This window comes from Nonomuraea sp. NPDC049714, from assembly GCF_044465295.1.
In the GTDB taxonomy this organism is placed as follows: Bacteria; Actinomycetota; Actinomycetes; order Streptosporangiales; family Streptosporangiaceae; genus Nonomuraea.
Window position 1 is genome coordinate 1,449,662 of sequence record NZ_JBITLM010000001.1, and the last position, 18,586, is coordinate 1,468,247.

An 18,586-nucleotide genomic window follows, 5' to 3' on the forward strand; every position below is an offset into this window, starting at 1 on the left:
GATCGAACCACATGATCCTGGCCGGGTGAGGTATGGAGACGCAGCACACGCGCGGGCGAGACCGCAGAAGGGCGCTGTCCCGCCTGACGCGGCTGGGTGACGTCCCGGTCGTCGTCATGCTGGCGTGGGCCGGCTGGCTCGCCGTCCCGTGGTCGTTCAGCGGCCTGGCCCAGGCCCGCGCCGCCGCCGCGGCCGCCGCCGACGCCGTCCCGCCGCCGCCCGCCCGCAGCGCCGAGGAGTCCGTACGCCACCCGCAGTCCGTACGCCACCCGCTCGCGGATGCGACACCGGCGAAGGCCTGGGGCATCCCGGCCCCGGAGGCACAACGCCTCACCGTGTCGGCCGGACCCGACCAGGAAACCGCCCAGGTCCCGCTCGCAGGCGTCGGTGCGGACGTGCGGGCTCGGCTCGCGGGTGAGGTGCACGACGCGGCGGGCCACGGGCTGGCGGCCATCGCCATGCAGGCCGGCCTCGCCCTGGTCGCGCTCGACGACGATCCCGAGCAGGCCCGCGAGTCACTGCAGGCCATCCGGCAGACCAGCCTCACCACGCTCACCCAGCTACGCGCGGCACTCGACCGCCTGGATCCGCACGACCCAGCCGACCCGAAGGACCCGGGCGACCCGGTTCCCGGTGCGGTCGAGGATCTGTCCGGCCTCATCGCGGGGGTGCGGGCGGCCGGGCTGCCCGTGGACGTGGAGCCGGCGAGCCCGGTCGTCCCCGCCCACCTGCGGGGCACCGTCTACCGCGTGGTGCGCGAATCGCTGACCAACGTGCTGCGGCACGCCGGTCCGACCAGGGCGCTGGTGCGGGTGGCCAACGACCCGTGCGAGTTCGTGCTGGAGGTCGCCGACCGGGGCGTGGGCTGGTCAGGCGCCGCCGACGGGCGCGGGCTCACCGGCATGCGCGCCGGGGTGACCGGCGCGGGAGGCCTGTTCGCGGCGGGCCCACGCGAGGGCGGCGGCTTCCAGGTCGTGGCCCGCTTCCCCCAGGACCCCGCATGATCACCACCCTCCGGGCCCGCGCCCCGCAGGCGGACGCGTGATCACCGGCTCGCACGCCGCAGGGGGGCGGGTGATCACCGTTGCCGTGGCCGACGATCAGGCGGTGGTGCGGATGGGGCTCAAGGCGCTGCTGGCGCGGGAGCCCGATCTGCGGCACGTAGGCGAGGCCGCCGACGGGGCGGGCGCGCTCGCGCTGCTCCGCCGCACCCGACCGGACGTGCTGCTGCTGGACATCCGGATGCCCGGCATGGACGGCCTGGCCACGCTGCGCGCGATCGCGGCCGACGCCGAGCTGAGCGCCACCAGGATCGTGGTGGTCACCACGTTCGCCGTGGACGAGTACGTCTTCGCCGCGCTCCAGGCGGGCGCGAGCGGGTTCCTGCTGAAGGACAGCGCCCCGGAGGAGCTGGTCAACGCGGTGCGGGTGGTGGCGGCGGGCGAGGCGCTGTTGTCTCCGGCGATCACGCGTAAGGTCATCGGCCTGTTCGGCCGGCACGGCGCGGAGCCGGTGCGGGGCCTGGAGACGCTGACGCCGCGCGAGCGTGAGCTGGTCGCCTGGGTCGCCACCGGCAGGTCCAACGAGGAGATCGCCAAGGAGCTGGTGATCAGCCCGGACACCGTCCGCACGCACGTCAGCCGGGCCATGGTCAAGCTGGGCGCCCGGGACCGGGCGCAGCTCGTGGTGTTCGCGATGCGGGCCGGGCTCGCCGTCTAGGAGCTGAGGAAGCCCTCGTAGGTGCGCTGCTGCACCTGGGCCTCGATCTGCTTGACGGTGTCCAGCCCCACGCCCACCATGATCAGCACGCTGGTGCCGCCGAACGGGAAGTTCTGCTGCGTACCGGGATCTTTGAGTATCGCGAAGGCCACCAGCGGCACCAGCGCCAGCGCCGCCAGGTAGAACGCCCCCGGCGCGGTGAGCCGCGACAGGATGTACGCGAGATACTCCGCGGTCGGCCTGCCCGGCCGCACCCCCGGCACGAACCCCCCGTACCGCCTGATGTTGTCGGCCACCTCGACGGGATTGACCGTGATGGACACGTAGAAGTACGCGAACGCGACGATGAGCAGGACGTACACCGCCATGTAGAGCGGGTGGGAGCCGGACGTCAGCGTGCGCGCGATCCACCCGACCGTCTCCTCCCCCAGCATGGGCCCCAGCAACGGCATGGCAAGGGTGGGCAGGTAGAGCAGAGACGTGGCGAAGATGACCGGCACGATGCCCGCCTGGTTGACCTTGAGCGGGATGTAGGTGCTGCTGCCGCCGTACGTCCGGCGCCCGACCAGCCGCTTGGCGTACTGCACGGGCACCCGCCGCTGCGCCTGCTCCACGAAGACCACGGCCGCGACCAGGAACACCCCCGACACCAGGATGACCACGAAGGCGAACGGGCTCAGCACGAACATGGTCGCCATGTAGGACGGGAAGACGGCCACGACCTGGGTGAACATCAGCAGCGACATCCCGTTGCCGATGCCGCGGCCGGTGATGAGCTCGCCGATCCACATGACCACGCAGGTGCCCGCCACCATGGTCAGCACCAGCACGGTCACGGCCGGCAGGCTCGGGTCGTGCAGCAGCGGCCGGGGGCACCCGGGCAGCAGCTGCCCGGCACGCGCCAGGGCGACGATCGTGGTGGCGTTCAGCACGGCCAGCGCCACGGTCAGGTAGCGCGTGTACTGCGTGATCCGCGCCTGCCCCGCCTGACCCTCCTTCCGCAGCGCCTCCAGCTTCGGCACCATGACCGCGGCCAGCTGCATGACGATGCTGGCGGTGATGTACGGCATGACGCCCAGCGCGAACACCGACAGCCGCAGCATCGCGCCCCCGCTGAGCAGCTGCACCATGTCGAACAGCCCGCCGCGCGCCGACCCCACGCACTCGCGCACCGCCACCACGTCCACCCCCGGCGACGGCAGCACCTGCCCGAGCCTGAACAGCGCGAGCAACCCGAGGGTGAACAGCACCTTCTTGCGGAGCTCCGGCACCCGGAACGCCCCGGTGAGCACGGTCGGCATGGTCAGCATGTGCAGGAGTCTGGCCGCGTACCGCCTCCCGGTCGTCCGCTCAGCGGCGGCGTGCGCATACGCGAATCCGCGTACGGCACACTGATCGGGTGAGCGGGCAGGGCGTGGTCTGGGTGGTCAGCGGCCCGCCGGGGGCGGGCAAGTCCACGGTGGCGGCCGCGCTGCTCGCGCGCCTGTCCCCGGTGCCGGCCCTGCTCGACAAGGACACGCTGTACGGCGACCTCGTCGGCGAGCTTCTCCGGGCGTACGGCAGGCCGCACGGTGAGCGCGAGGGTCGGTGGTACGACGAGCATGCCAAGGTGCACGAGTACGCCGGGCTGACCAGGACCGCCAGGCAGATCCGCGGGCACGGCTGCCCGGTGCTGCTCGACGGCCCGTTCACCGGCCAGGTCCACTCGGCGGCCAGGTGGGCGCGCTGGGTGGCGGAGCTCGGTGGGCCGCCGGTGCGCCTGCTGTGGGTCCGCTCCGACGGCCCGACGCTGCGGGAGCGGCTGGTGACCAGGGGACTGGACAGGGACGCGGGCAAGCTGGCGGCGTTCGAGGACTATCTGACGGCCGTCAAGGTGAACGAGCCGCCTGCCGTGCCCCATCTGGAGATCGACAACCGGCCGGGAGCGCCGTCGCCGGAGGCGCAGCTCACGGCGGCGGGTATACGGCCGCGAACACAGCGGGCAGGCGCGGGACCTGGCGGGTGAAGCGGCCCTGCTCGTAGGTGACGTCCGGCTCGTTGGCGAGCTGCTGCGAGATCAGCCCGGCGATCAGAGCGGAGGCCAGGTCGAGGCCCTCCTCGCTCGCGGCGTCCGGGTGCAGCTCGCCCCGCCGGACGGCGGCCCGGATCAGGACGGTGAAGTGGGCGTGGATGTCCCGGGCGGGCGCGTAGGACTCCGGTGACGGCACGAAGCCGGGCACCGGCCGCCAGAACAGGAGCTGGGCCAGCACCTGGTTGGCCATCACCCAGCGGGCGCCGGCCTCCAGGGAGGCGCCCATGGCGGCCAACCCCGGCTCGTGCGGCGCGGCGGCCTGCCGCACGGCGACGAGATAGCCCTCCTGGCCGAGTTTGAACAGCACGTCGTAGAGGGCGTGCCGGGACGGGACGTACTTGTACAGCGACGGCGGCTGGACGCCGAGCCGTCTGGCCACGGCCGACAGGGTCAGCCCGGCCACCCCTTCCTCGGCCATCACCTCCAGGGCGATGTCGCGGATCTCGGCCAGGGTCTCGGCTCGGCGGCGGGACCTGCGGTCGGAAATGTCAGCCACGTTCTGTAGCTTAAGCTATAGGTAGTAGCCATAGCTATGGAGGAGAACATGTCCCAGGACATCGTGCTCACCGGCATGCGGCAGAACAATCTCCGCGACGTCTCCCTGCGCCTGCCCAAGGAGCGGCTCACGGTCTTCACCGGCGTGTCCGGCTCCGGCAAGTCGTCGGTCGTGTTCGGCACGATCGCGGCGGAGTCACAGCGTCAGCTCAACGAGACGTTCAGCGCCTTCATCCGTAACCGGCTGCCCAAGCACGAGCGGCCACGCGCCACCCGCCTGGCCAACCTGACGACCGCCGTGGTGGTCGACCAGAAGCCCGTGGGCGGCAACGCCCGCTCGACGGTCGGCACCATGACCGAGATCCATCCGATCCTGCGGGTGCTGTTCTCGCGCCGGGGCGAGCCCTCGGCCGGCCCGGCGACGGCCTACTCCTTCAACGACCCGCAGGGCATGTGCCCGGACTGTGACGGCCTGGGCAGGAAGGTGGAGGTCGACGTCGGCAAGCTGATCGACGTCGACCTGTCGCTCGACGAGGGGGCCGTGCGGCTGTTCGCCGTGGGCGGCTACGCCTGGCAGCTGTACGCCGGATCAGGCCTGTTCGACCCGGCCAAGCCGCTGCGCGACTACAGCGAGGCGGAGCTGGAGCTGCTGCTGCACGGCGGCGGGTTCAAGGTCGGCAGGGGCGATTACGAGGGCGTGATCACCCGCTTCAACCGGATCCACCTGCACCGCGACCTCGACACGCTGGACGAGGCCGCGCGGCGGGTGGTGACCGAGCGCACCTGCGGCGCCTGCGGCGGCAGGCGGCTCAACGCGGCGGCGCTCGCCTCGCGCATCGGCGGGCGCAACCTGGCCGACCTGTGCGCGATGGAGGTCACCGACCTGATCGGGGTGCTCGAAGAACTGGCCGACCCGGTGGCGGAGGCGGCGGTCGAGTCGCTGCGCAGGATCGACGCGATCGGCCTCGGCTACCTCGCCCTGGACCGCGAGACGCCCACGCTGTCGGGCGGCGAGTCCCAGCGCCTCAAGACCGTACGCCACCTGGGCAGCAGCCTCACCGGGTTGACGTACATCTTCGACGAGCCCAGCGTCGGCCTGCACCCGCGGGACGTGCACCGGCTCGGTGACCTGCTGCTGGAGCTGCGTGACAAGGGCAACACGGTGCTCGTCGTCGAGCACGACCGCGACGTGATCGCGCTCGCCGACCACGTGGTCGACCTGGGGCCGGGCGCGGGGGCCGAGGGCGGACGCGTGGTGTTCGAGGGCACCTTCGCCGAGCTGACCGAGAGCGCCACGCCGACGGGCCGGATGCTCAGGCGGACGACCGGGTTCAAGCGAAGCCCGCGCGAGCCGTCTGGCCGGCTGACGATCTCCGAAGCCGACCGGCACAACCTCAAGAACGTGACGGTCGAGGTGCCTCTCGGCGTGCTCACGGCGGTCACCGGGGTGGCGGGCTCGGGCAAGAGCACGCTGATGACCCGCGAGCTGGTCGCCCGGCATCCCAGCACGATCCTCATCGACCAGTCGGCCATCGCCGCCTCCACCCGCTCGACCCCGGCGACCTACCTGGGCGCGCTGGACCCGCTGCGCAGGCTGTTCGCCCGCTCGTGCGGGGTGCCGGCCAAGGTGTTCAGCTTCAACTCGGCGGGAGCCTGCCCGGAGTGCAAGGGGCGTGGGGAGATCAAGACGGATCTGGCGTTCATGGATCCGGTGACCCGCACCTGTGACGCCTGCGGCGGCAGCCGCTACAGCACGGAGGCGCTCTCCCACACGGTCGCGGGGCGGACGATCGCGGACGTGCTCGCCATGACGGCCGACGAGGCCGTGCGCGTGTACGACCTGCCGGGGCTGGCCAGGCTCGGCGAGCTCGGGCTCGGCCACCTGACCCTGGGCCGCTCGCTCAGCACGCTGTCGGGCGGGGAGAGGCAGCGGCTCAAGCTGGCGCACCGGCTGCACGAGACCGGCCATGTGTACGTGTTCGACGAGCCGACCACCGGACTGCACATGGCCGACGTCGACCGGCTGCTGGCGCTCCTCGACCGGCTGGTGGACGACGGCAACACGATCGTCGTCGTGGAGCACGACCTGGACGTGGTCAAGCACGCCGACTGGGTGATCGACCTGGGTCCGGAGGCGGGGCAGCACGGCGGGCGGGTGATCTTCGAAGGCACCCCGGCCGAGCTGGCGAACGCCTCCACGCATACGGGGAAATATCTCGCTATGTCACTCGATAGTCGTCGTCACGGGCGTCGATGATCGCCATGTGGCCGGGCAGGTGGCCGATCGCGAAGTCGACCCCGCTGGCCATGATCGCCGCCTGCGGCGTCACCCCGCACGCCCAGAACACCGGCACCTCGCCCGCCCGCACCTCCACCGCGTCACCGAAGTCCGGCCGCGCCAGATCGCCGATCCCCAGCTCGGCCGGGTCGCCCACGTGCACCGGCGCCCCGTGCACCATCGGATAGCGGCCGCTCACCTCGACCGCGGTGGCCACCAGCGGCTCCGGCACCGGCCGCATCGACACGACCAGCGGCCCTGACAGCGGCCCCGACGGCTCGCACGGCACGCCGGTGACGTACATCGGCACGTTCGAGCCCTGCTCCAGATGCCGCACCGGCACCCCCTCGGCCAGCAGCGCCTGCTCGAAGGTGAAGCTGCAGCCGATGAGGAACGGCACCAGGTCCTCGCGCCACTCCTCCACCACCTCGCTCCGGTCCGCCACCGGCCGCCCGTCACGGTAGACGCGGTAGCCGGGCAGGTCCGTGCGCAGGTCGCCAGGGAACAGCCGGGTCCGGTACGCGCCCGCCTCGCCGACGTCGAGCAGCGGGCACGCCTGGGCGTTGCGGTGCGCGAACAGCAGCAGTTCGTACGCCAGCGCCTTCGGCACCGCGATCAGGTTGGCCTGCGTCCATCCCCTGCACCAGCCCGCGGTGGGGCGCCGCTCGCCGCCTCGGAAGCGCTTCCGTGCCTGGGCGGGGGTCAGATCTGCGACATCCACCCCTTGACAGTACTTTTCGAGATTTGCCGGCACCACATCATGAAGGGCCCGGCGCCACATCCTCGTGGTGCCGGGCCCTGTCCGCCGGATCCGTGAGGTCACCCGGCGGCATCAGTGAGCGACCCGGTCAGTCGCAGGCCTGGTGCCGGTGAAGACCGTGATCTCGCCGGATCCGTTCCTGGGGACCGAGACCTCGCCCCAGTTGGTGCCGCGCGTCTGCGTCCACGTGCACACTGGCGGGTTCGCCGGTTTGACAACATCACCAGCGTCAACTTACGTTGACCTAAGTCAATCAAAGTTGACGCAAGGAGGTTCTTCATGGACGCGTTGTCGACAGCGGTGGCGGCCAACCTGCCGGTGATCCTCTGGGGGGCGCCGGGCACCGGGAAGACCTCCGCCGTGCTGGCCATGGGCAGACGGCTCGGGCTGCCCGTCGAGGTGGTCGTCGGCTCGATCAGGGAGCCCAGCGACTTCGCCGGCCTGCCGATGCTGCGCGACGGCCGCACCTGGTTCGCCCCACCCCGCTGGGCCGAACGCCTCGCCACCTCCGGCCACGGCATCCTCTTCCTGGACGAACTGACCACCGCCCCACCCGCCGTCCAGGCCGCGATGCTCCGGGTCGTGCTCGAACGAACCGTCGGCGACCTCACCCTGCCCGACCAGGTGCGCATCGTCGCCGCCGCCAACCCACCGGAACAGGCGGCCGACGGCTGGGACCTGTCGGCGCCGCTCGCCAACCGCCTGATCCACCTGGACTGGCAGATCACCGCCACCTCCGTGGCCGAGGGCTTCACCACCGGCTTCGACCCACCCGACACGACCGATCTTCCCGAACCCCACGGAACCGGACCTTCTGACAGGTGGGCATCCGGACGCCCGTATCCGTTCGGCGCGGCCGGGTGGGACGCTGACGCGGGCGCGGTGGGGCGGGCCAAGGCGTTGGTGGGGGCGTTCCTGCGGGTACGGCCCGAACTGGTCCTCGCCGTACCCGATGGGCCGGCGCGCGCGTGGCCCAGCCCCCGCACCTGGGAGCTCGCGGCGACGGCACTGGCCTGCACGAGTGATACGGGAGCCGCGGCGCGGCGGGTGCGGGCCGAGCTGGTGGTGGGGGCGGTGGGTGAGGCCGCCGGGTACGAGTTGCTCTCCTGGGTCCGCGACCTGGACCTGCCCGATCCGGAGACGCTCCTGACCGACCCGGCCGCGCCGCTCCCGGAGCGGATCGACCGGATGCACGCGGTGCTGGGTTCGATGGTCGCGTACGTCGCGGCGGACGGCGGGGCGGAGCCGTGGCAGCGGGCCTGGACCCTGATCGGACGGGTTTCCCAGCAAGCCCCGGACGTGGCCGCCGGCGCCGCCCGATCGCTCGCCGCCTGCCGCCCGCCCGGCGCCGTGCTGCCCGTGACGGTGCTGGAGCTGACCGCGATCCTGCGCATGGCGGGACTGATGACATGAACGCCCCCGACGAACTCACCGAAAGATTCGCCGCCGCCAGACTCTGGGCGGCGAGCCGGGCGCCGTACCTCGCCTCGGCCCTGTTCGCCCTCAACCCGCTGGTCCATGACCCGGGACCTCCCGGCGGGCTCCGCGGCCTGCCGGCAGACGCGCACTGGAACGTCCACCTCGACCCCGCCACCGTGCTCGGCACCCCGGTGCCCGAGCTGGGCTGGTGGCTGATCCACCAGGTGGGCCACCTCCTGAGAGCCCACCACACCCGCGCCCCCACCCACCCCCCAGCCGGCGAACCCACGACCAGCGAGACGACGAAGAACCGGACCGCGACCAGCGGGACGACCGACCACGAACCGGTGGGCGGCGGGCGGGGACAGGAGTCGGCTTGGGCGCGGGCCGCTGATGCGGAGATCAACGACGATCTCGGCGACCTCGGGCCCGAGCCCGCCGACGCCGTGACCCCGGACACGCTCGGGCTGCCCCCAGGTCTCCTGGCCGAGCGCTACCTGGAGCTGCTGGACCTCGTCGATGTCCCCGGCCACCTCGCACCCTGCGGCCGGGCGCCCTTCACCGGGCCGGGCGCGATGACCGCGCTGGAACGAGAGCTGCTGGCCCGCGCCGTGGCGGCCGAGATCGAGGCCAGGGGCAACGTGCCGGGCGGCTGGCGGCGCTGGGCCGAGCACACCTTGCGTCCAGAGGTCGACTGGCGAGCCCGGCTCGGGGCCCTGGTCAGGAGGGCGCTTGCCCAGGCGGCGGGCCGGGTGGACCACAGCTATCGCCGGCCGTCGAGACGGGCCGCCGCCGTGCCGGAGCTCGTCCTGCCCGCCCTGGTGAGGCCGGTGCCCCGGATCGCGGTCGTGGTCGACACCTCCGGCAGTGTCTCCCGCGCCGACCTCGGCCGGACCCTGGCCGAGCTCGGCGGCGTCCTGCGAGCGGCCGGGCACCGCCGGCTGGACGTGATCTGCTGCGACACGCAGGCCTACCCGGTGCAGCGGGTGACAGCGGCCTCCCAAGTCCGGCTGATCGGCGCAGGCGGCACCGACCTACGCCCCGGCATCGCCGCCGCCACCGGCGGAGCACCGTCCCTCCGCTCCCGGACCGCCACCCCGCCTACCAGCACCGGACCGTCCACCCACGACAGGACCACCGGTCCAGGGGCTGACCTGGTGATCGTGCTGACCGACGGCCACACGCCCTGGCCTGAGCGGCGGCCGCGGTGTCCGGTCGTGGTCTGTTTGTTCGGCGAAGGGGCGACCGTCCCGTCCTGGGCGAGTGTCGCACGCGTCCGGAGGGCGGCATGACGGATGCGGCGTGGGGCGGCTTCACCCCGGGGGAGGCGCGCCGGTGGCGGCGGGCCGGGTTCGCGGCGGGTGAGGCGGGCGCCTGGCGCGAGGCGGGGGTGACGGAGCCCGCCGACGCCCGGTTGTGGGGAACCGCCGGGGCCACCCCCGGCTCCGTCGTCGCCTGGCAGCGGGCCGGGATGACGCCCCGGGACGCCGTACGCTGGCATGAGCTCGGGGTCGCGCCGCACGACGCGGCGCGCAGGCATCTGGCGGGTGAGCGGCCGCACCGGGTTCCGTGGCTGGCGCGGCTGTCCGTACCGGAGCCTGAGCTGGATCCGGGACGGAGTGAGGCGCTGCGGCGGCTGCTGCGTGCGGGGGTGCCCGCCGACGTGGCGCGCGCGTACGCCGACGCCGGGTGGGACGGCGGCGAGGCGGAGCCGTGGGCGCGGCGGCGGGTGGACCAGGGGGACGCGCGGGTGTTCAGGGCGCTCGGGTTCGCGGCGGCGGAGGCGGCGCGAACCGGGGCGCCGGCGGTGGAGGTGATGGCCGCGTGGTGGGGCGCCGTCCCCCTGGAGGAGGTGGCGGACTGGTGCGCGGCGGGGTTCGCGCCGGAAGAGGCCGCCGCGCAGCGGGCCGGTGGCGTGTCCAGCTCGCAGGCGGCCGTCCTCCGCGCGTTGTCGGCGCTCGACCCCGGAGCCGGGCCGCCCTGAGGACCGGCCCCATGAAGGGATCTCATCAGCGCTCGACGCCGAACCGGAGACCCTGCGGAGTCAGCGCTCGACCCCGAAGGTGTGCGGGCCCAGGCCGTAGCCCTGTTCCGCCGCCACCACGTACCCCTGGCCGACCAGGGTCTGGAGGCTCTGCCGCACCTCGTCCTCAGTCAGGCCCGTAGCCCGGACGAGGGCGCTGAAACCGGCCCATCCGTACTCGCCCGACTCCCCCGCGACCGCCTCGTACACGTGGATGTCGACGTCGGACAAGGCCTGGATGTCGTGGAGCGGGTCCATCAGCGTGCCCTCGCCCCCTCCCGCAGCCGGTTCGGGTCGACCTCCCGGTCGGGGTTGCGGCGCAGGTATTCACTCTCCAGTTCGCTCGTCCGGGACGTGTGAGTGGCCAGTGCGTCGTCGGAACCGTGCAGGAAAGTATCGGTACGGGTCACGTGGAGGTGCCGCAGCTCGCGGATCAGATCTTCGTCGCTGAGCTGGGCCGGATCAATTCCCATCGTGGTCATGGGTGCCCCCTACCCCGAAGGCAGTCAACAATATCTGTCACATTTCCTGACATATAGGCATTGTCGGGGAGATTAACCCGCTTTACCTTCCCGTTATGGACCTCGAGCTACGGCACCTCAGAATCGTCCGCGCGGTCGCGGACGCCGGAAGCGTCAGCAAGGCCGCTTCCCTGTGCGGGTTAGCGCAGCCAGCTCTGACCTCCCAGCTCAAGCGCATCGAGAGAATGCTCGGCGGCGCCCTGTTCGAGCGGGACCGCCACGGCGCCCGGCCCACCCGCCTCGGCGAGCTGGTGCTCGCCCGGGCCCGCGTGCTGCTGCCCGCGGCCAAAGAGCTTCAGGAGGAGGCGGTACGGTTCGCGAACGCCCCCTCACTCGGCTACCGGATCGGCGCGACGAACGGGCCGATCCTCGGCGGCCTGGTGGACCGGCTCGCCGCCGAGCGCAGCGTGAGCACGTACACGAGCTGGTCGGCGCACGAGCTCACGACCATGGTGGAGCTCGGCCGCCTCGACTACGTGCTGACCGGCGCGTGCGGCGACAGCGGCACCCCCCTGGGAACGCTTCTGTGGGAGACGATCAGTCTCGATCCCGTCTTCGTCCTGCTGGCCGCCCATCATCCGCTGGCCGTGGAGAAGGAGGTCGAGCTGGCGGACCTCGCCGGTGAGCACTGGGCGCTGACGCCGGGGGACGGCTGCTTCAACGACTGCTTCGCCATGGCGTGCGCGCGGGCCGGGTTCACGCCCGGCACGATCTACGAGATCGACGTGGCGACCTGCATCCATCTCGCCCAGGTGGGCCGGGCGGTGGTGCTCTGCCAGGCCACCCACCAGCCCGGCCCCGGCCTGGTCGTGGTGCCGCTGAAGAACTCGCCGCTGCGCTGGCGGCAGCTCCTCGGCCGGCATCCGGCCGCGCTGGACGCCGCGTGGGTGCTCGTGCAGGCCAAACAGACCCATATGGAGGCCGTACGGCGCAATCCCGTCTACCACGACTGGCTGGCCCGGAACGCGGGTTTCGGCACCACGCCATAACACGGCGATAGGGGCAAGTTGGTACTCCTCGCCCGCTGGTCCTGCCGTTACCTTGACGGCACCCCCAGCACGAAGGAGACATCATGCTCCGAACCCCTGCCATGATCGCGATCGCGATCGGCGCGTTAGTCGTGACGGCCACCCCAGCCGTCGCCGCCAAGCCTCCGACCGGCGTGGTCGACGCCATCCAGCGCGACCTCGGCATCAGTGAGAAGCAGGCGCTCGCCCGCCTGGCCAACGAGGCCCGCGGCAACCAGGCGGCACCGGGCCTGCGCAAGAAGCTCGGCGACAGCTACGCCGGCACCTGGTACGAAGGCCCGGAGAGCGCGCTCGTCGTGGCCACCACGAACGCCGCCGACAGCGCCGCGATCACCCGCGAGGGTGCCCGGGCCCGCGTGGTGCCGAGGACGCTGGCGCAGCTCACCGCCGCCAAGGAGAGCCTGGACAAGGCGGCGCCCCCCGCCACGGTGCACAGCTGGTCCGTCTCGGTCGCCGACAACACCGTGACCGTGACCGCCTCCGACCTCGACGCGGCCAGGACGTGGATCGCCGATGCGGGCGTGGACGCCGGCTCGGTCAAGCTCGAACAGTCCGCCGAACGCCCGAAGCTCTTCTACGACATCCGCGGCGGCGACGCCTACTACATCCCGGCGGCCGGTTCCCGCTGCTCGATCGGCTTCGCGGCCAGGCGGGGCAGCCAGGTCGGCTACACCACGGCAGGCCACTGCGGCCGCAACGGCCAGGCCACCGAGGGCTACAACCGCGTCGCCCAGGGCACCTTCGAGATCTCCTCGTTCCCGGGCAACGACTACGCCTGGGTGGCGACGAACTCCGACTGGACCGCACCCGGCGTGGTGAACGGCTACTCCGCCGGCATCCTGCCCGTGCGCGGCGCGACCGTCACCCAGCCCGGCGGCTCGGTCTGCCGATCCGGCTCGACCACCCAGTGGCACTGCGGCACGGTGTCGGCACTGAACACGACCGTCAACTACGCCGAAGGCACGGTCTCCGGCCTCACCCGCACCAACGTGTGCGCCGAGGGCGGCGACTCCGGCGGCTCGTTCATCTCCGGCGACCAGGCCCAGGGCATGACCTCCGGCGGCAGCGGCAACTGCAGCATCGGCGGGACCACGTACTTCCAGCCCATCGGAGAGATCATCTCAGCGGGCGGCCTGACGCTGGTAACCAGCGGTGGCGGCGACCCCGACCCGCCCACCGGCTGCGCGGCCTACGAGGACACCCGTACCGGCTCTCTCTCCTCCGGCCAGAGCACCTACCAGCCGGACGGCTCCTACTACCAGTCGACCACCTCCGGCACCCACGCCGGCTGCCTGGACGCGCCGGACAGCACGGACTTCGACCTCTACCTGCAGAAGTGGAACGGCTCCTCCTGGACCATCGTGGCCAGGGGCGACAGCCCGAACGCGGATGAAACGGTCAGCTACAACGGCACGGCCGGCTACTACCGCTACCGGGTGCACGCCTACAGCGGCTCCGGGTCGTACACGATGGGCCTGAACCGCCCGTGACCACCTGAACCGAGAGCCGGGGAGCATGGCCTCCCCGGCTCTCACGCCAGGTGGTACTCCCAGCCCGGCTGCCAGTCGAACGGGGCGTCGACCAGCTCCTCCAGCGGAATCCCGCCGAACAGGTTCCGCAACGCGAACAGGTTCGCCGAGTGCGCGATGACCAGCACGGTACGGCCCTGCCACAGCTTGGCGACGTCCTCCAGGAAGGCGGCGGTCTCGCCCACCACATGCCGGTAGCTCTGCCCGCCCGGCCACGGTGTGTCGATGTGCCTGCGCCGCAGCGCGTGAACCTCGCTCACCGGCCGTCCGTTGTAGATGCCGTAGTCACACTCCCGCAGCCGCGCGTCGAGCCTGATCTCACCCGCCGCACCGAACGCGATCCGCGCGGTCTGTACGGCGCGTCGCAGGTCAGAGGAGTAGACCACGTCCACGCCGCGCCGCCGCTCCCCCAGCTCGGCGGCCTGCTCCCGCCCGGCCGCGGACAGCTCGCCGGGCAGCCATCCGGTGGCGATGCCCGTCTCGTTGTCCACGGTGGTGGCATGCGTCTCGTAGATCAGCTTCACCGGCATGCCCCGACGGTACCGATCCACCGGGGCGGCCGATCTCAAATTCCCATATTTCAGGACCCGTACGATTTGTACCCTTCCCCCAGCATCCGGCCCCCCGGAAACACCCGCGAATGTGATCGCCACGGACTCCATTAACCGTGTCCGGCATGGAATGATGTGCGAGGCAGCCACGAACCGGCGGCCGTGGCCCACCAGCCCGGACCCACGACCGGCCCTCATGCTCTAGCCTTGTCCCTGCGCGGGGCGTCGCATGATCCGTTCGTGTCCCGCCACACGCCGTACAACTGAATCCAGGGGCGGTAGCTCAGCCGGTCAGAGCATCGGACTCATAATCCGTGGGTCGTGGGTTCAAGTCCCACCCGCCCTACTCTCCACTACCGCGTTCGACCTGGGGTTTCTCGGTTCTCGTGGGCCTTCGATCTCGTTGTTGATCATGGCTGGTTGCTCGGTGGTTGCTCTTGTGTGCGGACCGTGTAGCGCGGTAGATCGTTTAGGCCGTCACCGTCAGCTCAGACCCCAGAGATGACCATCAGAAGATCAAGCGAGAAGGTCTGCGCAGCGTCGCCGGTCAACGGCGGCCTGATGCGCGCTCAAGCTATGTCCAAGTCGACTCGCCACCACGATGCATCTGGAGGTGACGCCCAAGGCGGGCTCGTCCGGCGGCGACTGTGGCACCTCCAAGAAGGTGAGCAAGTGGGCGCGCGACTGGGAGAACAACCCCGCCCACTTCACTTTCCGGTCGTCGGGCGGCGATGTGAACACCTGTACCCTCCGTCCGTGGATCACTGTTGAAGACACCCCCGGAGGCGTGAAGGACGGCGAAAGCGTCCCGCTGTGGGACCGGCCGGAGGATCTGTCCTCGGAGGAGATCGCCAAGGGCAAGGACAAGGCGCCCAAGATTCGCTGCGACAGCCTCACCTTCGGACCCGGCGGCAGGCTGCCGAACATTCCGCTGCAGGACAGCCCGCGGATGAAGGGCGCCTGCATCCTCATCCAGGCGGACCGGATCTACACCATGGAGACTGGTGACGCCGAACGCGGCGAAGTGGCCCGGCACATCCTCAAAACCTTCAAGGAGCCGAACACGACCGTACCCGCCCATTCGGACGGCTCGGCCAAGGTCTTCCCGGGCAATTACGACGCCCCGAACGGCAGCCGCAAGGAGAACGCACTCACCCGGGCGAACCCAGCGAAACTCGCTTACGACGGGCGTCCGTGGTTCCAGTCCAACCGCCTGCTGCAGGCCAGAATCTGCGCCCGCGAGATCACTGTGATGCCGGAGGACCATCAGTGTGACGAATATCCCTTTAATTCCACGTACCAGACAGCGGCCAGCCAAGGCCTGTTCCCGAAGAACTACTCCGTGAAAGCCGTTTCGCAACCACACAACAGCAAAGCGGGACGAGATCTCGGCCTCTTCTTCGCCCGCTACCGGGTGGGCCGGGACCAGAACTTCTGGATGCGTATCAAGGACAACGACGGACAGGACTAGCCGACCGGCCCCGCCCGAGAACGTGGGGCGGGGCCGCCCCTTCTCCGCACGAGGATATAAACACGATGAACTGGCGTACGGCCATTTACGATCTACTTCTCGGCTACGAGACGGACTCGGTGGAGCCGCTACAGGAGTTCTACGCGGTCTGGTGCCGGGGCATCGATGTGGCGGAAACCGCACGCCGACTGCAAGCGGATCCCGCATCGATGATCCCGGTGAACGCGACGGAACCCGCTGCGCCTCTGGGGGACATAGGACCGGACTGTCGCCTGGTCCTCATTGGCGACAGTGGCTCGTGGACCGCCGTCTTCGGTGATCATGAGTGCACGACCAAAGAGACCATGGCCGCTCTCTCCGCAGAGGGCGGTGCCGCCATCAGCATCGGCTGGCACATCAACGGCGGGGAAAGGGTCAAGTACTTTGTCGACGGCGAGCAGGTGACCTCGTTCAACTTCCTGGCGCCGGGCATGAGGGAAGGAGCGGATCCGAACGCTCTGGACGATCTCATGGAAGGGCTTCGATTCGACGCTGGCGAGGTGGAGAGCTTCGGGGAAAGCGTCACCTCCGTCTTCGTCCTGATCGGGCGGGTGACCGGCAGGCAACTCGATCGAGCATGGCTCGATGCGACTCACATGAGAGCGGTGATACCCCCTTCCAGCTGACATGTCCCTGCCTGTGACAGGTACGCGGGTCGTGAGCAGAGCGGGGGACTGGGTAACGTGGCGCGGCGGGCATGGCGAAGGCCGTCGGTACGCGTTGTTCGTGATGGAGGTCCGCATGCGCGGGTCCACGTCCTGAGCGTGACTCGACCGGTGCGTGGACAGCTCAGCAGGTCCGCATGCGTCCGGACACCGTCCTACGCTGGCATCGCGATCTGCTGAAGCAGCGTCATGTGCCTGTCGGCCTAAGCGGTCTGGGCGCCCGCCCACCGTGAGGCCCATCCGCGAGCTCATTCTGCGGCCGGTCCGAGAGAACCCCCGTGGGGTTACCAGCGGCGGGCTCGCCGTCGCGGTGATGGCGGCCAGCTGGCAGGACCCGACGGTGCCAAGACCGCGTTGCTGTCGGCGTATCTGACCACCCCGATCCGGCACGTCTTCGCCGACCAGGGGTTCGCCGGCCGGTTGGTGGACTGGGCCGCCGGCACCCTGCGCACCACGTTGGAGATCGTCCGCAAGCCCGCTGATCAGCGAGGCTTCAGCGTCATCGCACGGCGTTGAGTGGTGGAAAGAACGCTGGCCTGGCTCACCGCCTGTCGCCGTCTGGCCCGCGACTACGAACGGGACCCGAAGATCTCCGAGGCCATCATCCGCTGGGCCGCCATCGCCGGCAATGGCCCGCCGTCTCACCCGCAAGGGCCCCGCTCGGCGACAAGCCCGAATCGTCTGCGACTGACGAAGATCGACTATCTCAAACACGCACTAAGCTCGACGGGCATGAGCGAGATCGACTATCTGACCGTCAATCGCGCCAACTGGAACGGGCGCGTGGACATCCATGTGACCAGCGATTTCTACGACGTTCCCGGCTTCAAAGCGGGCGCGGATCCTCTGCGGGACTTCGAGATCGACGAGGTCGGTGACGTCACCGGCAAGTCACTGGTTCACCTGCAATGCCACTTCGGGCTCGACACCCTTGCCTGGGCCAGGCGGGGCGCGCAGGTCAGCGGCCTCGATCTGTCGGAGAAGGCCATCGAGACCGCCACCGCGCTGGCGCAGGAATGCGGGCTGCAGGCGCGCTTCGTCGCCGCGGACGTCTACGACGCGCCCACCGCCCTGAAAGACACCTACGACATCGTCTACACCGGCATCGGCGCACTCGTCTGGCTGCCCGACCTGTGGCGCTGGGCCGAGGTGGTGGCCACCCTGCTGAAGCCGGGCGGGTTACAGCATGCCCGCCCAGTTGGCTGGATCAAGGCTCCCTTCGGGCTCGCGGTCGGCCGTGTGCTGCTTGGCTGCGGTGACGTTCCACTTCCAGGCCAGCATCTGGAACGTCTCGATCTGAGAAGCGTCCGGTGTGCTCACTTGGCCTCCTCCGTCCCGGCCGGCTTCTTGGACTGCTCGGCGGAGAAGGCGAGGAACTCGCGAGCGGCGGCTCTCTTGATGTACGCCTGCGCACGCTCGAGATGCGCCAGGGCGATCTGCTTATCCCAGGTGGCGTCACCGTGAGTCGTAGTGACGGGGAGGTCCTCGGTGAGGTAGCAGCCGATCCAGAAGGTGAACTTGGCCGTGACACGGGTGATGTCGAGGCCGTCCTCGTCACCGTGCCGGGCGATCATGCTCCACCAGCTGTGCAGAATGCGCGCGTGCAGTCCGTCGTACAGGTTCTCGACGGTCAGCCGCTCGCCTCGGGTGAGCCGGGCTGCCAGGTCGGTGGCTTGAGCGTGTGCTCGCCGCACCTGTTCGGCCACCGCCTCCGTCATCTGGAGGCGGTCTTCGGGGGTGCTCATGGTGGGGCTGTCCTTTCGTGAATCGTCGGGAGCGGTGGTCATGAGATCGGGTCCTTGGCCGTGTCCAGCCGCGTGGTGTGCTCGGTGAGCATCTCGCCCGTGTCGGAGAGGAACTGGCGGGCTGCGGCTCGGGAGGCGTGGGCGAGGGCATGGTCGAACAGGGTGCCGGGCGAGGTGGCGGCGGGTTCGCCGGTCAGGTAGTACCGCGCCCACGAGCGCACCCGGCGCAACGCGTGGTCAGCGTGCAGGTGATGCGTGCCGATCTGCTCAGC

General features: G+C 70.7%; 20 protein-coding genes and 1 tRNA gene. 14 read left to right on the forward strand and 7 right to left on the reverse strand.

The annotated features are described in order from the left end of the window. Positions 1-32: 32 nt before the first annotated feature. Both ACIBQX_RS06990 and ACIBQX_RS06995 read left to right on the forward strand, forming a co-directional pair. Complete coding sequence (locus tag ACIBQX_RS06990) at positions 33-1,004, forward strand: sensor histidine kinase (RefSeq protein WP_397001458.1); 972 nt, start codon at positions 33-35, stop codon at positions 1,002-1,004. Between the two features lie 70 nt (positions 1,005-1,074). Beyond that, a complete protein-coding gene (locus tag ACIBQX_RS06995; protein ID WP_397001460.1) occupies positions 1,075-1,719 on the forward strand; it encodes a response regulator in 645 nt (214 codons plus the stop codon). Here the strand turns inward: ACIBQX_RS06995 and secY are convergent. Continuing rightward, positions 1,716-3,020 (reverse strand): preprotein translocase subunit SecY, encoded by a 1,305-nt coding sequence (secY, locus tag ACIBQX_RS07000; protein ID WP_397001566.1) that lies wholly within the window; start codon positions 3,018-3,020, stop codon positions 1,716-1,718. The two genes, ACIBQX_RS06995 and secY, sit on opposite strands and share 4 nt — an antisense overlap. A 98-nt stretch (positions 3,021-3,118) precedes the next feature. On the opposite strand from secY, the gene ACIBQX_RS07005 reads away from it, so the two are divergent. Next, complete coding sequence (locus tag ACIBQX_RS07005) at positions 3,119-3,724, forward strand: AAA family ATPase (RefSeq protein ID WP_397001462.1); 606 nt, start codon at positions 3,119-3,121, stop codon at positions 3,722-3,724. Here ACIBQX_RS07005 and ACIBQX_RS07010 read toward each other — a convergent pair. Continuing rightward, complete coding sequence (locus ACIBQX_RS07010) at positions 3,666-4,286, reverse strand: TetR/AcrR family transcriptional regulator (protein WP_397001464.1); 621 nt, start codon at positions 4,284-4,286, stop codon at positions 3,666-3,668. The genes ACIBQX_RS07005 and ACIBQX_RS07010 overlap by 59 nt on opposite strands. 48 nt (positions 4,287-4,334) lie before the next feature. On the opposite strand from ACIBQX_RS07010, the gene ACIBQX_RS07015 reads away from it, so the two are divergent. Continuing rightward, a complete protein-coding gene (locus ACIBQX_RS07015) occupies positions 4,335-6,542 on the forward strand; it encodes an ATP-binding cassette domain-containing protein (protein WP_397001466.1) in 2,208 nt (735 codons plus the stop codon). On the opposite strand, the gene ACIBQX_RS07020 is transcribed toward ACIBQX_RS07015, so the two are convergent. Continuing rightward, positions 6,505-7,284 carry a putative hydro-lyase gene (locus ACIBQX_RS07020; protein WP_397001468.1) on the reverse strand — a complete coding sequence of 260 codons (780 nt, stop codon included), beginning with the start codon at positions 7,282-7,284 and terminating at the stop codon, positions 6,505-6,507. The two genes, ACIBQX_RS07015 and ACIBQX_RS07020, sit on opposite strands and share 38 nt — an antisense overlap. Before the next feature lie 318 nt (positions 7,285-7,602). Here ACIBQX_RS07020 and ACIBQX_RS07025 point away from each other — a divergent pair, with 318 nt between their 5' ends. The 3 genes from ACIBQX_RS07025 to ACIBQX_RS07035 are packed head-to-tail and all read left to right on the forward strand — an operon-like array spanning position 7,603 to position 10,726. Next, entirely contained in the window at positions 7,603-8,736 is a 1,134-nt protein-coding gene (locus tag ACIBQX_RS07025; RefSeq protein WP_397001470.1) for an AAA family ATPase, read from the forward strand. After that, positions 8,733-10,034, forward strand: a complete 1,302-nt coding sequence (locus ACIBQX_RS07030; protein WP_397001472.1) for a VWA-like domain-containing protein — start codon at positions 8,733-8,735, stop codon at positions 10,032-10,034. Before ACIBQX_RS07025 ends, ACIBQX_RS07030 begins: the two co-directional genes overlap by 4 nt. Further along, positions 10,031-10,726 (forward strand): hypothetical protein, encoded by a 696-nt coding sequence (locus tag ACIBQX_RS07035; RefSeq protein WP_397001474.1) that lies wholly within the window; start codon positions 10,031-10,033, stop codon positions 10,724-10,726. The genes ACIBQX_RS07030 and ACIBQX_RS07035 overlap by 4 nt, the downstream gene beginning before the upstream one ends. A gap of 60 nt (positions 10,727-10,786) precedes the next feature. On the opposite strand, the gene ACIBQX_RS07040 is transcribed toward ACIBQX_RS07035, so the two are convergent. Both ACIBQX_RS07040 and ACIBQX_RS07045 read right to left on the reverse strand, forming a co-directional pair. Next, positions 10,787-11,023: a hypothetical protein gene (locus ACIBQX_RS07040; RefSeq protein ID WP_397001476.1), complete on the reverse strand. Its 237-nt coding sequence runs from the start codon at positions 11,021-11,023 to the stop codon at positions 10,787-10,789. Further along, positions 11,023-11,247, reverse strand: coding sequence for a DUF6158 family protein (locus ACIBQX_RS07045; protein WP_397001478.1), 225 nt, complete (start codon positions 11,245-11,247; stop codon positions 11,023-11,025). The genes ACIBQX_RS07040 and ACIBQX_RS07045 overlap by 1 nt, the downstream gene beginning before the upstream one ends. A 95-nt stretch (positions 11,248-11,342) precedes the next feature. On the opposite strand from ACIBQX_RS07045, the gene ACIBQX_RS07050 reads away from it, so the two are divergent. After that, entirely contained in the window at positions 11,343-12,275 is a 933-nt protein-coding gene (locus tag ACIBQX_RS07050; protein WP_397001480.1) for a LysR family transcriptional regulator, read from the forward strand. A gap of 83 nt (positions 12,276-12,358) precedes the next feature. Next, on the forward strand, positions 12,359-13,804 hold the full coding sequence (locus ACIBQX_RS07055) for a S1 family peptidase (RefSeq protein WP_397001482.1): 1,446 nt from the start codon (positions 12,359-12,361) through the stop codon (positions 13,802-13,804). A 41-nt stretch (positions 13,805-13,845) separates the two neighbouring features. Here the strand turns inward: ACIBQX_RS07055 and ACIBQX_RS07060 are convergent, their stop codons facing one another. After that, positions 13,846-14,373 carry a histidine phosphatase family protein gene (locus ACIBQX_RS07060; RefSeq protein WP_397001484.1) on the reverse strand — a complete coding sequence of 176 codons (528 nt, stop codon included), beginning with the start codon at positions 14,371-14,373 and terminating at the stop codon, positions 13,846-13,848. Between the two features lie 293 nt (positions 14,374-14,666). Here ACIBQX_RS07060 and ACIBQX_RS07065 point away from each other — a divergent pair. From ACIBQX_RS07065 to ACIBQX_RS07085, 5 genes are all read left to right on the forward strand, one after another. After that, positions 14,667-14,740 (forward strand) — tRNA-Ile (locus tag ACIBQX_RS07065). Between the two features lie 255 nt (positions 14,741-14,995). Further along, on the forward strand, positions 14,996-15,865 hold the full coding sequence (locus tag ACIBQX_RS07070; protein ID WP_397001486.1) for a hypothetical protein: 870 nt from the start codon (positions 14,996-14,998) through the stop codon (positions 15,863-15,865). Between the two features lie 65 nt (positions 15,866-15,930). After that, a complete protein-coding gene (locus ACIBQX_RS07075; RefSeq protein WP_397001488.1) occupies positions 15,931-16,530 on the forward strand; it encodes a DUF6461 domain-containing protein in 600 nt (199 codons plus the stop codon). Between the two features lie 393 nt (positions 16,531-16,923). Continuing rightward, positions 16,924-17,085: a hypothetical protein gene (locus ACIBQX_RS07080; RefSeq protein ID WP_397001490.1), complete on the forward strand. Its 162-nt coding sequence runs from the start codon at positions 16,924-16,926 to the stop codon at positions 17,083-17,085. A gap of 3 nt (positions 17,086-17,088) precedes the next feature. Beyond that, the gene (locus ACIBQX_RS07085; protein WP_397001492.1) at positions 17,089-18,033 is read left to right on the forward strand and encodes a methyltransferase domain-containing protein; all 945 of its coding nucleotides are present in this window, start codon (positions 17,089-17,091) and stop codon (positions 18,031-18,033) included. Between the two features lie 319 nt (positions 18,034-18,352). Here the strand turns inward: ACIBQX_RS07085 and ACIBQX_RS07090 are convergent. Next, positions 18,353-18,586: hypothetical protein (locus ACIBQX_RS07090; protein ID WP_397001493.1), on the reverse strand; the 234-nt coding region annotated here is incomplete at its 5' end.

Coding starts and splice junctions, on each gene's coding strand:
- ACIBQX_RS06990 (WP_397001458.1), top strand. CDS start 33: ATGGAGACGCAGCACACGCGCGGGCGAGACCGCAGAAGGGCGCTGTCC.
- secY (WP_397001566.1), bottom strand. CDS start 3,020: ATGCCGACCGTGCTCACCGGGGCGTTCCGGGTGCCGGAGCTCCGCAAG.
- ACIBQX_RS07015 (WP_397001466.1), top strand. CDS start 4,335: ATGTCCCAGGACATCGTGCTCACCGGCATGCGGCAGAACAATCTCCGC.
- ACIBQX_RS07025 (WP_397001470.1), top strand. CDS start 7,603: ATGGACGCGTTGTCGACAGCGGTGGCGGCCAACCTGCCGGTGATCCTC.
- ACIBQX_RS07030 (WP_397001472.1), top strand. CDS start 8,733: ATGAACGCCCCCGACGAACTCACCGAAAGATTCGCCGCCGCCAGACTC.
- ACIBQX_RS07035 (WP_397001474.1), top strand. CDS start 10,031: ATGACGGATGCGGCGTGGGGCGGCTTCACCCCGGGGGAGGCGCGCCGG.
- ACIBQX_RS07040 (WP_397001476.1), bottom strand. CDS start 11,023: ATGGACCCGCTCCACGACATCCAGGCCTTGTCCGACGTCGACATCCAC.
- ACIBQX_RS07045 (WP_397001478.1), bottom strand. CDS start 11,247: ATGACCACGATGGGAATTGATCCGGCCCAGCTCAGCGACGAAGATCTG.
- ACIBQX_RS07050 (WP_397001480.1), top strand. CDS start 11,343: ATGGACCTCGAGCTACGGCACCTCAGAATCGTCCGCGCGGTCGCGGAC.
- ACIBQX_RS07055 (WP_397001482.1), top strand. CDS start 12,359: ATGCTCCGAACCCCTGCCATGATCGCGATCGCGATCGGCGCGTTAGTC.
- ACIBQX_RS07060 (WP_397001484.1), bottom strand. CDS start 14,373: ATGCCGGTGAAGCTGATCTACGAGACGCATGCCACCACCGTGGACAAC.
- ACIBQX_RS07070 (WP_397001486.1), top strand. CDS start 14,996: ATGCATCTGGAGGTGACGCCCAAGGCGGGCTCGTCCGGCGGCGACTGT.
- ACIBQX_RS07075 (WP_397001488.1), top strand. CDS start 15,931: ATGAACTGGCGTACGGCCATTTACGATCTACTTCTCGGCTACGAGACG.